This window comes from Kitasatospora sp. NPDC050463 (genome assembly GCF_040655255.1).
Taxonomy (GTDB): domain Bacteria; phylum Actinomycetota; class Actinomycetes; order Streptomycetales; family Streptomycetaceae; genus Kitasatospora.
Window position 1 is genome coordinate 227,793 of record NZ_JBFAJO010000001.1, and the last position, 13,260, is coordinate 241,052.

Below are 13,260 nucleotides of genomic sequence, written 5' to 3' on the forward strand. Positions count from 1 at the left end.
AGGCGGGCGGGCGACTCCCCGCCCCCTGCGTCCGGAGGCGAGGGTGACTTACAGGTCCCCGTCGCCGCGGTTCGGCAGGCCGGTCTGGCCGGCGATGGCGTTCCAGAGGGCGGAGGCCTGCTTCTTCGCGTTGGTGGCGGTGCCGCTGGCCTGGACCGCGTTCTTGTAGTGCTGGTTGTCGATCTTCTTGGGATCGCAGGCGCTCTGCGCGTCGGCGGCCCAGGCCGCGTACTCGTCGTCGGCGGTCGCCGAGGCCTGCCAGGCCGCGTTGAGCTGCTCGACCAGCTGCGGGCCGCTGGGCAGCTTGTCCGTCTTGAGCGCGGCGAGCTTGGTCTGCAGGTCCCGGCGCTTGCCCGCGGCGTCGGTAAGCGCCTGCTGCGACTCCGGCAGCTTGTCGCACTTCTGCACCGAGCCGACCGCGCCGATCACCGCCTGGCGGCTGTCGTTGGCGGTGCCCAGCAGGTCGGAGAGGGCCTGGGCCTGGGCCTTGACCTCCGGGGCGACGCCCGCCGCCGAAGCGCTCGCGGCCGGCGAGCCGCCGGCCGTGCTGCTGCCGGTGACCACCGGGGCGGCCTTCTTCTCCTGGCCGCCCTTCTCGTCGTCGCCGCTCATCAGGACGGCGACCAGGATGCCGGCGGCCACGCAGCCGGCCACCACGCCGCCGATGATCAGCTTGCCGGAGGAACGTCCGCCGTTGCCCTCGCCGTGGACGGCGACCTGGGCGGTCGCGTAGTCCTGCCCGCCGTACTCCTGCGGGGCCGGGTACTCCTGCGCCGGGTACTCCTGCGGGGTCTGCTGGTAGACGGGGTAGCCGTGGTCCGGCTGCTGCGGATAGCCCTGGGCGGGCTGCTGGTAGCCCTGCTGCGCCGGGAAACCGGCCCCCTGCGGGTCTCCCGAGGGGTAGGGCGGCAGGTACTGCGTCTCCGGCGCCTGGCCGGGCTGCGGAGCGCCGTACCCGGGCTGCGGTGCGCCGCCCCAGGGAGCGCCCTGGGCCGGGAGGGCCTGCGTCGGCAGCGCGTGCGCGCCCTCGCCGAGGTACTCCGGCTGCCCGGCCGGCGGCTGCGGACCGGGCTGGCCGGGCTGCTGGGGCGGCTGCTGCCCCTGGGGCTGGGCACCCGGGCCCGGGGGCTGACCGGGCTCGGGGCGGAACAGGTCGTCCAGGTTGAAGTCACCCGAGTTGGGGTACGAGCGGCGCTGGCTCAACGCGATTCCTCACCTGTGCACGACCGCGCGCTGACGGCGGACCACATCTCGTCGGTTCTTGGGGGCATCACAGTTCCTTGGACGTCGCGCCCACGCTACCGGTTCGCCGAACCGGGTGACCACGTGGGCGGTCCATCCCTCACCGGCCCCTCGCGCGCCGCGCGGCGCCCCCGGTCAGGCGGCCTCCGCCTCGGCCCGGGCCTGGAACTCGCGGACCACCCGCTGCTCCCGGAACGGCTCCAGCCGGCGCCGGAACTCGTCCAGGTACTCGACGCCCCGGTTGGACCGCAGCCCGCTCAGCAGCCGGACCGCCTGCGCGCCCGTCTCGCAGGCCCGCTCCACGTCCCGCTGCTGCAGCTGGGCCGTCGCCAGCAGCACCAAGTCCACCGCGCGGCGCCTGACCCTGGTCGGCGGGTGCAGGTCGAGCGCCCGCCGGGCGTAGTGCTCGGCCTGGCCGGCCTGCTCCAAGTCCCGGTGGCAGTGGGCCAGCTCGTCCGCCAGGTAGGCGTCGTCGAAGTGGACGATCCAGTCCGGGTCGTCCTCCGGGCGGCGCTTCTCCATGGCCTCCAGTGCCTTGGCGGCCACCGCCTCGCAGGAGCGGGCGTCGCCGAGCAGGGCGTGGCCACGTGCCTCGGCCGCGTAGAACATCGCCATCGCCGTCGGGGTGGCCACCGAACGGGCGCCCTCCTGGGCGGCACGGGCGAGTTGGGCGATCTCGCGCGGATTGCCGAGCGTCGCCGCCAGGTGGCTCATCGAGGCCGCCAGCACGTACCCGCCGTAGCCGCGGTCGTCGGCCGCCTGGGCGAGCCGGAGCGCCTGGATGTAGTAGCGCTGGGCCAGCCCCGGCTGCCCGGTGTCCACCGCCATGTAGCCGGCCAGCTCGGTCAACCGGGCGACCGCCGCGAAGAGTTGCCGCCCGGTCTCCTCCCGGTAGGCGCCGCCGAGCAGTCCGGAGACCACGCTGTTGAGGTAGTGGACGACCACCGGGCGGACGTGTCCGCTGCCGAAGCGGTGGTCCAGGTCGACCAGCATCGCCGTGGTGGCCTTGATGGCCGCGACGTCCGTCGGGCCGACCCGCGGTCCGCCGGTGCGGGCCACCACCGGGTCGGGCGGGGTGATCAGCCAGTCCCGGCTGGGCTCGACCAGGGCGGAGGCCGCCACCGTCGCCCCGGTCAGGAAGTCCCGCCGGCCGACGTCGCTGCGCCACAGCTCGCAGACCTGCTCCAGCGCGGCGTTCAGGGTAGGCGCGAACTGCAGCCCGATCCCGGAGCTGAGGTTCTTGCCGTCGGCCATGCCGATCTCCTCGACCGACACACCCCGCCCCAGTTTGCGACCGAGCGCCTCGGCGATGACCGCCGGAGCCTGCCCGCGCGGCTGCTGGCCACGGAGCCAGCGCGCGACGGAGGTCTTGTCGTACCGCAGGTCCAGGCCGTGCTCGGCCCCGCAGAGGTTGACCCTCCGCGCCAGGCCGGCGTTCGAGCAGCTGGCCTCCTGGATCAGCTGCTGCAGACGCTCGTTGGGCTGTCGTGCGACAAGTGGTCTCGCGGCCATTGGCTTCGCCTCCCCACACCCTCCGGTCCCGGCCGGCGGGCGACGATTCTGCTGATCTGTTGCCGACTGTCCGACCGTCCAAGGAATCTGACACCAGGTTAGCGATCAGCAACGCCACCGGGATACCCACGGTGACGATCCCCACCCCCCACGCGCCCTGGTAAATGCTCCCGTGCGCCCCCGCTGCGCCCACCGCTGCCCACCCCAACTCGGCCGCCTCACCGGTTCGAGTGACAATTGGCGCCACGCGACAGACCCGCTCCCGCCGGGCCGTAACCAGCCTCACGCACGGTAGTTGAGCAGCGCGTGGAAGACATCCCAGACTCCCCCGACCAGGGCGGCAACGCCGGACTCCCCCCGCTGCTCGTCGAAGCCGTCAGCTATGCCGAGAACCGCCACTGGGAGGTCGCCCCGGGCGCCTGGCTGATCGACGGCGACGGGCCGGCCCACTGCTCCTGCGGCGACGGGCGCTGCCCGCTGCCCGGTGCGCACCCGATCGACGCGGACTGGGCCCGCAAGGCGAGCGCCGGTCCGGGAGCGGTGCGGCGCTGGTGGACCGAGCGGCCCGACGCCTCGATCCTGCTGCCCACCGGCCGGTCCTTCGACGTCCTGGACGTACCGGAGATGGCCGGCTGTCTGGCGCTGGCCCGGATGGAGCGGATGGACCTCCAGCTCGGCCCGGTGGTCGCCGTCCCGGCCGCGCCCGGGCGGTCCGGGCGGCGGCTGCACTTCCTGGTCCTGCCCGGAGTGGCGGCCAAGCTGCCGGAGATGCTGCGCAGGCTCGGCTGGCCGCCGGGCCGACTGGACCTGGTGGCCCGCGGCGAGGGCGACTGGACGGTGGCCCCGCCCTCCCGGGTCGGCCCGAGCGGCTTCGCCCAGTGGGCCCGCTCGCCCTCCGCGCTGAACCGCTGGCTGCCCGACGCCGCCGAGCTGATCAGCCCGCTGGCGTACGCGTGCGGCCGCGAGGCGCCCTCGGTCCACCCCCGGTCGGCCCAGCCGGCGGCGGTGCGCTGAGGCCTCCCGCTCCGGGGCCCGCGCCGTGCCCCGGAGCGGGGGTTCGGCCGGGTTCGGCCGAATGATTCACCACCCCGTGAACAGCCGCCCTACGCCTATCGGGTGAGGGCGTGCGATGCGCGAGACCCCGCGCGCGACTGACGGGCCTTGCCTCCCACCGGAGGCGGGGCCCGTCAGACGCATGTGCGGATAAGGCTTCGATGTACCCGCTGGTCAACGGCACAAGCCCCTCGTACGAGTGACAACGCTCAAGGATTGCCATGATCTGCCGAGGGGAGGAATTCCACCGTGAGGGGACGCCGGAAGGGTCGCTCGGACGGGGAAGCCGGGTGAGGCGGTCGGAAGGGAAACGGGAGGGAGCGGGAGGGGCCGGAGGGGAACCAGGAGGGGAACGGAGGGGACGGGAGGGAACAGGAGGGGAGCGCGGGGGGCCGTGGCACCGGCCGGGTTCGGGGAGGCCGGTGCCGCGGGAGCGGGAGGGACGGGGAGGACGAGCAGGGCCCGGTGCGCGGGAGCACCGGGCCCTGCTCATCGCCTCGTACCGTCACGACCTCGTGTCGTCGTCCGCACGGCCTCGTGCCGTCACGGCCCCGGGCCACCGGGTGGCACCGCACGGCGGACGCGCCGCCCCAGCGTGGTCAGGGCTGCGCGACGAAGACGTGCGCGGCGATCTCCTTGCCCAGCTCGGCCGTGTTGTCCCCGGTGCCCACCAGCACTCCGCCGACCCCGGCGGAGACCCGCACCGTCGACCCCGGACGGATCCCGGCCCGGCGCAGCGTGCGCATCAGCTCGCCGTCGGTCTGGATCGGCTCGCCGATCCGGCGGACCACCACATTGGCGCCGCCGTCGCCCGGCCGCACCGTGTCCAGCGGGACGAGCGCGGCGTCGAACCCCTCGCCCTCCGCCTTGGCGTCCCCCAGCTCGTCCAGCCCGGGGATCGGGTTCCCGTACGGGGACTGGGTGGGGTGACCGAGCATGGCGAGCACCTTGCGCTCCACCGTCTCGCTCATCACGTGCTCCCAGCGGCAGGCCTCCTCGTGCACCTGCTCCCACTCCAGCCCGATCACGTCGACCAGCAGGCACTCGGCGATGCGGTGCTTGCGCATCACCCGCACCGCGAGCCGGCGGCCCTCCTCGGTGAGTTCGAGGTGGCGGTCGCCCGCGACCTGCAGCAGCCCGTCCCGCTCCATTCGCCCGACCGTCTGGCTGACCGTGGGGCCGCTCTGCTCCAGACGCTCGGCGATCCGGGCGCGCATCGGGGTGATGCCCTCCTCCTCCAGCTCCAGGATGGTGCGAAGGTACATCTCAGTGGTGTCGATCAGCCCAGACATCGCCGCTGGCTCCGTTCCTCGGTGTCCTCACCGCCAATTCTGACGTACCGGGCGGGCTACCGGGTCCGCGCAGGGGCTTCGGGGGCGGGTTTTCGTTCCTGTTGACAGCGGTACCGGTGAGGCAGCACCGTGCTCGCCGTAGCTTTCTCCATCGGCGGTCCGGACCACCCGACCGTCCCATCCGGCCGGCTCCCCCACCGGCAGAGAGCGAAGGCAACAGATGAGCGACCTGGTCGGCCGGTACTTCGACGCCGCGATCGAGCACCTGCGGCGGGTCCACGCCGAGGAGGCCGGGAGCATCGAGGCGGCCGCCGCGCTGCTGGCCGAGGCGATCAGCGGGGGGCGCCGGGTCTTCACCTTCGGCTCCGGCCACTCCTCGCTCGCCGCCCAGGACGTGGTCTACCGGGCCGGCGGGCTCGTCCCGGTCAACCTGCTGGACGTCCCCGGGATGGCCGGGGTGACGGTGATGCCGGCGCCGCTCGCGAGCGCGCTGGAGCGGGTCTCCGGCCTGGCCACCACCACCCTGGACCTCACCCCGGCCACCGCCGGGGACCTGCTCTTCGTCATCTCGCTCTCCGGCCGCCAGATCATGCCGGTCGAGCTGGCCCAGTACGCCCGGGCCCGCGGCCTGAAGGTGGTGGGAGTGACCTCGCTGGCGTACCCGGCGCAGGTCCCCTCGGCGCACCCGTCCGGTACCTATCTGAAGGACCACTGCGACGTCGTCCTGGACAACAAGATCGCGGTCGGCGACGGCGAGCTGACCCACCCGGCCGCCGAGACCACCTTCGGCCCGGTCTCCACCATCGTCACCAGCGCGCTGATGCAGGCCGTGGTCGCCTCGGCGGTCGGCCGGCTGGCCGACGCGGCGGCCGACGGCGACGGTGCCGCTCCGCCGCTGTTCCGCTCCGGCAACGTGCCCGGCGGCACCGAGTGGAACGCCAAGCAGATGGCCGACAACGCGGAGCGGATCTTCTACACCTACTGAGTCGCCCCCGCGCCGCCGGAGTGTCACGGTATGGGACAACCTCCGGCGGTATCCCGGCCAATGCGGCGGGGCCGGGCCCCGTCCGGGCGTACCGGGCGGGCGGCCGGGGCAGGAGAGCGGTGCGACCGGAGCGACGGGTGGGGGCCGAGGATGGCGTCGGGTGCGGGTCCGAGGGGATGGGTGCACGAGCGGGAGCTGCTGCCCGAGCTGTTCCGGGTCGCCGACTCCGCCTCGCTGCAGGGGCAGCGCCGGTCCGTGCTGCTCTCCGCCTGGGAGTTGGCGCTGCTCGTGGTCGCCGCCGCGGCCGGCTCCGCCGACGGCGAGCCCTGGGCCTGGCCGGCCGCCGTCGCCTACCTGGGCGCGATCGTCCTCGCCCTGGTGATCAGCCGGCAGAACCCGCAGGGCCTCTGGTACGAGGGCCGGGCGGCCGCCGAGTCGGTGAAGACGCTGGCCTGGAAGTTCGCCGTCCGGGCCGACGCCTACCAACCGCCGCCGCGAAGCCTGCCGGACGCCGAGGGCCTGTACCGCTTCCAGCTCGGCCGGGTGCTGAACGCCTTCCGGGGCAGCCGCGCGCTCGGCCCGGCCGCCGGGAGCGCGGCGACCGGCACCGCGGCGGACACCGGGGAGCCGGACGCCGGCACCGGGATCACCGAGGCGATGCGCGGGCTGCGTGCCCAGCCGCTGGCGGTGCGCCGCGAGGTGTACCTGCGCGAGCGGATCCAGGTGCAGCACGACTGGTACCGGGCCAAGGCCCGGTACTGCGCCCGGGCCGGCTTCTGGACCGGCGTGCTGGGCGTGGTGCTGCCGCTGCTCGGCCTGGTGCTGGCGGTCCTGCGGGCGATGGGCTGGTTCCGCTACGACGCGCTCGGCACGGTCTCCGCGGTGGCCGCCTCGGTCACCGCCTGGGCCCAGCTGCGCCAGTACCGGCCGCTGGCCGCCGCCTACGCCCTGGCCGCCGAGGAGCTGGAGCTGATCCGCCACCAGCTGGCCGGACTGGACGTCGGGTCGGCCGACGCCGAGGAGATCTGGGCCCGGCTGGCCCGCGACGCCGAGGACGCGGTCTCCCGGGAGCACACCACCTGGCAGGCCCGCCGCGAGGTCCGCGGCACGACCGACCGGGACCACTGACAGAGCCTGACCGGAGACCGGACCGGAGCCTGAGGAGGCCGCGCGTGTCATTACGGATGGTCAAGGCGGCCGACGGCCGCGCCCTCGCCGTCGAGGTCGTGGGCGACCCGCGCGGCCGGCCGGTGTTCCTGGTGCACGGCACGCCCGGCAGCCGGGTCGGCCCGCACCCCCGCAGCACCGTGCTCTACCGCCTGGGTGTCCGGCTGATCTCCTTCGACCGGCCCGGCTACGGCGACTCCACCCGGCTGCCCGGCCGCCGGGTCAGCGCGGCCGCCGCCGACGTGCGGACCATCGCGGACGAGCTCGGGCTCACCGACTTCGCGGTGCTCGGCCGCTCCGGCGGCGGCCCGCACGCGCTGGCCTGCGCGGCGCTGCTGCCCGACCGGGTCAGCCGGGTGGCCGTCCTGGTCGGCCTGGCGCCCCGGAACGCGGCCGGCCTGGACTGGTACGGCGGGATGACCCCCTCCAACATCCGGGCGTACCGGGAGGCCGAGCGGGGGCACGGCCGGATCGCCGACTCGATGCGGTTCCGGTCCGAGCAGATCAGGGCCGACCCGGGCCGGCTGCTGAAGGGCCTGCGGTCGGAACTGCCGCCCACCGACCGGGAGGTGGTCGCCGACACCGGGCTGCGCCGGATGCTGCAGAGCAACTACCGCGAGGCGTTCCGGCACGGCGCCGACGGCTGGATCGACGACGTGCTGGCGTTCACCGCCGACTGGGGCTTCAAGGTCCAGGACATCACCGTGCCGACCTGGCTCTGGCACGGCGCGGACGACCAGTTCTCCCCGGTCGAGCACTCGCGCTGGCTGGGCGACCACATTCCCGGGGCCGTGCTCTTCCTGGAGCCCGGCGCCGCGCACTTCGGCGCCTTCCGGGTGATGACCACCGCGCTGGCCTGGGCGGCCGGCCACACCTCGGCCGGCCTGCCACCGGGTGGCCCGTTCAGGCCCTGACGGCATGGCCGGTCGGGCCCTGACGGCATGCCGACCGGGTCCTTACCTCGTGACCGACCGGGTCCTGACGGCATGCCCGTTCAAGCCCTGACGGGATGGCCGCCCGGGCCCTGACAGCGTGACCGACCGGGCTGCGGCGGGGCGGGCCCCACCGGCATGACCGTTCAGGCCGTGACCGGGGCGACCGGCGTGACCGGCGCGCCGCCCGCCAGCACCGCCAGGACGTTGTCCACCGCCAGGCCGCCCATCGCCTGCCTGGTCCGCACGGTGGCGCTGCCCAGGTGCGGCGCCAGCACCGCCCGCTCCTGGGCGAGCAGCGCGGACGGCACCGCCGGCTCGCGTTCGAAGTTGTCCACCGCGGCGGCGAAGAGCGCGCCCGACTCCAGTGCGGCGGCCAGCGCCTGCTCGTCCACCACCCCGGCGGTCATCGAGACCACGACCGCGCCGGGCGGCAGCAGGGCCAGCCTGCGGGCGTCCAGCAGGTGCCGGGTGGTGGGGCCGAGCGGGCAGGTGACCACCAGCACGGTGGACCGTGCGAGCAGTTCCTCCAGCGGCAGCCACTCGGCGCCCTCGGCCTGCTCCGGGGGCAGCTCGCGGCGGTTGTGGTAGCTCACCGGCATGTCGAAGCCGCGGGCCCGGCGGGCCACCGCCTGCCCGATCCGGCCCATCCCGAGGACGCCCAGCGGGGTGCCGCCGAGCTCCAGGCCGAGCAGGAAGTTCGGCGCCCAGGCCCAGGGCCGCCCGGAGCGCAGCAGCCGCTCGCCCTCGCCGAGCCGGCGGGTGGCGGCCAGCAGCAGTGCCCAGGCCATGTCGGCGGTGGCGGCGGTGAGCACGCCGGGGGTGTTGCTGACCAGCACGCCGCGCTCGGCGCAGGCCGCGAGGTCGACGTTGTGGTGGCCGACCGCGTGGTTGGCCACGATGCGCAGGCCGGGGCCGGCCGCGTCCAGGAACGCGCCGTCCACCACGTCGTCCAGGGTGGTGATCGCCGCCGTCCGGCCGCGGACGGCCGCCAGCAGTTCGCCGCGCGCCATCGGCAGGTCCGAGTCGTGCTGCGTCACGGCGTGCCGCGCGGTGAGCCGCTCGATCACCCCGGCGGCGAGGCGGCGGGTGACCAGGACCGGGGGCAGGGGCTGCTCGCTCATAGGGCCCGAAGCATACGCTCCGGGCCCTGCGGGCGGCCGTCGACGTCCGGTCCTCCCGGCGGCACCCCGGCGTCACACCGGCTGCGGCTCCAGGTCGCGGTTGATCCGCTTCCAGCCGCGGGCCGCGACGGTGTTGGGGTGCTCCTCGCCGAACTGGCGGATCAGCTCGGCGATCGCCCGGGCCCGCAGCTCGGCGGCCTGGCTGTGCCGCCCGGCGGCGCGCAGGGTGACGGCCAGGTTGGCCTCGCAGGCCACCGCGTCGGGGTGGCGGGGCGTGTAGCGCTCGCACAGGCCCGCGTACGCGCGGCGGCCCAGCTCCTCGGCGAGGCCGACCTGGCCGGCGTCCCCGTGGGCGTTGGCCAGGTTGATCATCGCGTTGAGGGTGTACGGGTGCTCCGGGCCGACCGAGCGGGTGAGCCCGTCCACGGTGTCCCGGCCGCGCTCGATGGCCCCCTGGACGTCGCCGCTGCCCCGCAGGTAGATGCCGAGGTTGTTGGCGCAGGCCAGGGTGAACGGGTGCTCCTCGCCGAACAGTCGGCGGTGGCCCTCGTACACGGTGGTGCAGAGGTCGCGGGCGGCCTCCTTGTCGCCGGAGGCACTGTGGTCGGCGGCCAGGTTGAGCGCGCAGGCCAGCGCGTCGGGGGCGTCGGCACCGTACCGCTCCAGGTATCGCTCGTAGGTCTCCTTGGTGATCCGGCGGGCCTCGGCCAGCTGGCCGGTCCGGCGCAGCGAGACGGCCAGCGACTTGGCGTTGCGCAGGTTCTCCGGCAGGTCCGGGTCCAGCACGTCGCCGAGGTCGTTGGTGACCTCCTGCAGCAGCTCCACCGAGCCCCGGTAGTCGCCGAGTTCGCGTAGGTCCCGGGCGAGGTTGGACTTGGTGGAGAGGGTGTACGGGTGGCGCGGGCCGAGCACCGCGGTGCGCCGGTCCAGGGTCTCCTGGTCGAGTTCGCGGGCGGCCTCGCTGGCACCGACCAGCCGGTAGTCGATGGCCAGGTTGTTCGCCATGGAGAGCGTGCGCGGGTTGTCGTCGCCGAACAACTCGCGGAACTGTTCCAGGATTTCGCGGTCCAGGTCGAGCGCCTCCTGGAACCGGCCGAGGGCCCGGCGGTCGGCGCCGAGCGAGCCCGCGGTCATCAGGGTGTAGGGGTGGTGCTCGCCCAGCAGGGCCCGCTGGCGCTCCAGGGTGGACTCGTCCAGGGCCAGTGCCTCGGCGTAGTTGCCCTGCGAGCGGAGCACGTTGGCGAGCTGGAAGCGCAGCAGCAGGGTCTGCCGGTCGTCCTCGCCGAGCTTGCCGGTCCACTCCGCGTCCAGTGCGTGGCCGAGGTCCCGGGCGCGGTCCAGCTCGCCGCGCTTCCAGAGGTAGCGGACGCGGTCGATGAGCAGCTGCCGGGTGTCCGCCTCGTCGCAGTTGTGCGCCTTGGAGGGCGACAGGTGTGGCCAGATCTCGTCGAAGGCGGGCCAGTTGGCCGGGTCGTCGGTGTCGCCGAGGACGGGCCGGGCGCCGGTGAGGATGCGGTGTACCTCGTGGACGGCGATCTCCTGCTCGTCCTCGGTCATCTCGGCCCGGATCACGGCCTGGACCAGCCGGTGCACCTGGAAGCTGTTGGTGCCGGCGTCGACCTTGGCGAGCGCGTACCGGCCGATCGCCTGGATCACCTTGCCCAGCATGAACTTGTCGCTGAGGTCGGCGTCGTACTGCACCAGCGCGCGGATCATCTGGTCGCTGTAGAAGAGGTTCATCGAGATCGGCTCCGGCGCGAAGAACGCGCAGAGCTGGAGCAGCCGGACCGCCGCCGGGGACTGCGTGCGCAGCCGGCCGATCGAGACGTTCCAGGTCGCGCCGACCGGCGTCGGGTAGTCCGCCGGGCGGGCGCCGGCCAGCGCGCGGGCGGCCTCGGCCTGCAGCTGGGCGACGTAGGTGTCCACCGGCGTGCCGGTGGTGTCCAGCCAGGCGGCGGCGACCTCGACGGCCAGCGGCAGGTCGCCGACCGCCTCGGCCACCCGGTCGGCGTCGGAGCGGGAGAGCCCGCGGGCGCGGCGGCACAGGTGCTCGACGCTCTCGCCGCGGGTGAAGACGTCCACCTCCAGCGCCTCCGCGTGCCCGGACCAGGCCTGGTTGCGGGAGGTGACCAGGATGTGGCCGGAGCCGCCGGGGAAGAACCGGCGGATCTCGGCCGGCTCGTCCGCGTTGTCGAAGATGAGCAGCCAGCGGGAGGTGGGCACGCCGCGGCGCAGCGCCTCCCGGGCCGCCTCGGCCGCCTCGGTGACCGAGTCGCCGACCCGCAGGCCGAGCCGGCGGGCCAGGTCGGCCAGCGCCGGGGCGACCAGCTCGGTCTGCTCCGCGTCGATCCACCAGACCAGGTCGTAGTCGGACATGAAGCGGTGCGCGTACTCCAGCGCCACCTGGGTCTTGCCGACGCCGCCGAGCCCGTACAGCGTCTGCGGGGTGGGCAGGACGGCGGCCATGCCGCCGCGCAGCTGGTTGCGCAGCTGCTCCAGGACGGCGGCCCGGCCGGTGAAGGAGGGGTTGCGCGGCGGCACGTCCCAGACCTGCGGCTTGCTGCCGGGGAAGCGCGGGCCGGTGCCGGTGGTCTCGGCGAGCGGCACGTCGGCCCGGCCGAGTGCGCGCAGCAGGGTCTGCACGGACGCGGTCTCGTCCCGGCCGACCAGGTCGACCGGGTTGCGGTTGCTGAACGGTGCGGTGAGCCGGACGTCGCCGACCCGGACCGGGACCAGCTGGCGGCGGGTGCCGGACGGGTCGGAGCTGACCACGGACTCCCAGAGCGCGCGGGCCTGCGGCGAGCGCTGGTAGGCGGGCGAGAGCACGGCGACCGTCCGGTAGGCGGCGTCGATGCCGCGTTCGGTCTCCTGGCGCGGGTCGGAGCCGGCGCTGAGGTCCCGGGGCAGCACCCGGAAGCCGGCCCTGGTCAGTACCGACTCGATCCAGTCCGCCCACATCCGGTCCTCGGGGACGTAGGAGAGGTAGAGGTCGGCCGGGACGGACGGGCGGCGCCGGGTGAAGGCGTCGACGTAGCGCAGCCGCACCTCCTCGTCGACCGTCGGCAGCGAGGAGACCCGGCCGTTGGTGATCACGCCGGTCAGCCGCTCGCAGGCGGCCAGCATCGAGGTCTGGGCACCACCCTGGTCGCCGAAGGTCGCCAGGATCTCCTCGTAGGCGTAGAACGGCCGGTACGGGATCTCCACCGAGCCCCAGTAGTGGGCGAGTTCCTCACCCGACAGGCCGGCCGGCAGGCCGTCGAAGCGGATCCGGGCCAGCGCCCGGCCGGCGTCCGCCTTCTCCTTCTCGCCCTCGTCGATGCGCATCGGCACCGGCAGGATGCGGATGCCGCGCTCGCGGTAGCGGTCGTGGATGTGCTGGGCGATCCGGGAGGCGCCGTCGATCGACTGGTCGCTCAGGGTGAAGCAGACCACCAGGTCGTCGGGCATCTGGACGGTGCAGATCTCGGCGATGTCGGACAGACCGGTGCGGGAGTCGATCAGTACGTAGTCGTAGCGCTTGCTCATGTCGGCCTTGAGCGCGTCGAAGAACTGCCCGCCGTCGAAGCGGTCGTAGAAGATGTCCCAGTCCAGGTGGGTGACGGCCTCGGAGTAGTCCCGGTTGAACTGGCCCGCGGAGAGGAAGTCCAGGCTCCCGCCGCCGGGGAACAGCGGCCAGGAGAGCGAGAGCGCGTGCGGGTGCACCCGGGCGAAGTCGAGGTGCCAGCCCTCCTCGTGCTCGACCGGCCGCAGCGCCTCCTCCCGGTACTCGGCGATCAGGTCCATCATTCCGGTGGTGCCGGCCAGCACCGCCGGGTCGAGGAACGGGTGGAAGAACTTGGCCAGGCCCGGCGCCTCCAGGTCCCAGTCCACGGTGAGCACCCGGAAGCCGTTGGCCGCCAGGATCCAGGCGGTGTTGGCCAGCGCCATGGTGCGCCCGGTGCCACCCTTGTAGG

Annotated in this window: 9 protein-coding genes; 4 read left to right on the forward strand and 5 right to left on the reverse strand. The window is 74.2% G+C overall.

The features are described from left to right. Positions 1 to 48: 48 nt before the first annotated feature. Together AB0J08_RS00985 and AB0J08_RS00990 are read right to left on the reverse strand one after the other, a co-directional pair. On the reverse strand, positions 49 to 1,203 hold the full coding sequence (locus AB0J08_RS00985; protein WP_360624712.1) for a hypothetical protein: 1,155 nt from the start codon (positions 1,201 to 1,203) through the stop codon (positions 49 to 51). 174 nt (positions 1,204 to 1,377) lie between these two features. Beyond that, positions 1,378 to 2,754: a transcriptional regulator gene (locus tag AB0J08_RS00990; RefSeq protein WP_360624715.1), complete on the reverse strand. Its 1,377-nt coding sequence runs from the start codon at positions 2,752 to 2,754 to the stop codon at positions 1,378 to 1,380. 315 nt (positions 2,755 to 3,069) lie between these two features. Here AB0J08_RS00990 and AB0J08_RS00995 point away from each other — a divergent pair, with 315 nt between their 5' ends. After that, the gene (locus AB0J08_RS00995; protein WP_360625158.1) at positions 3,070 to 3,768 is read left to right on the forward strand and encodes a bifunctional DNA primase/polymerase; all 699 of its coding nucleotides are present in this window, start codon (positions 3,070 to 3,072) and stop codon (positions 3,766 to 3,768) included. Between the two features lie 638 nt (positions 3,769 to 4,406). On the opposite strand, the gene AB0J08_RS01000 is transcribed toward AB0J08_RS00995, so the two are convergent. Next, a complete protein-coding gene (locus AB0J08_RS01000) occupies positions 4,407 to 5,099 on the reverse strand; it encodes a metal-dependent transcriptional regulator (RefSeq protein WP_360624718.1) in 693 nt (230 codons plus the stop codon). Between the two features lie 220 nt (positions 5,100 to 5,319). Between AB0J08_RS01000 and AB0J08_RS01005 the strand changes: the two genes are divergently transcribed. The 3 genes from AB0J08_RS01005 (at position 5,320) to AB0J08_RS01015 (ending at position 8,165) form a co-directional block, all read left to right on the forward strand. After that, entirely contained in the window at positions 5,320 to 6,084 is a 765-nt protein-coding gene (locus AB0J08_RS01005) for an SIS domain-containing protein (protein ID WP_360624721.1), read from the forward strand. 180 nt (positions 6,085 to 6,264) lie between these two features. Beyond that, a complete protein-coding gene (locus AB0J08_RS01010; protein ID WP_360624725.1) occupies positions 6,265 to 7,212 on the forward strand; it encodes a DUF4231 domain-containing protein in 948 nt (315 codons plus the stop codon). 56 nt (positions 7,213 to 7,268) lie between these two features. Further along, entirely contained in the window at positions 7,269 to 8,165 is an 897-nt protein-coding gene (locus AB0J08_RS01015; protein ID WP_360625161.1) for an alpha/beta hydrolase, read from the forward strand. A gap of 164 nt (positions 8,166 to 8,329) precedes the next feature. Here the strand turns inward: AB0J08_RS01015 and AB0J08_RS01020 are convergent, their stop codons facing one another. Both AB0J08_RS01020 and fxsT read right to left on the reverse strand, forming a co-directional pair. Further along, entirely contained in the window at positions 8,330 to 9,307 is a 978-nt protein-coding gene (locus AB0J08_RS01020) for a D-glycerate dehydrogenase (protein WP_360624728.1), read from the reverse strand. 72 nt (positions 9,308 to 9,379) lie between these two features. After that, positions 9,380 to 13,234 carry an FxSxx-COOH system tetratricopeptide repeat protein gene (fxsT, locus tag AB0J08_RS01025; RefSeq protein ID WP_360625165.1) on the reverse strand — a complete coding sequence of 1,285 codons (3,855 nt, stop codon included), beginning with the start codon at positions 13,232 to 13,234 and terminating at the stop codon, positions 9,380 to 9,382. Positions 13,235 to 13,260 lie beyond the last annotated feature (26 nt).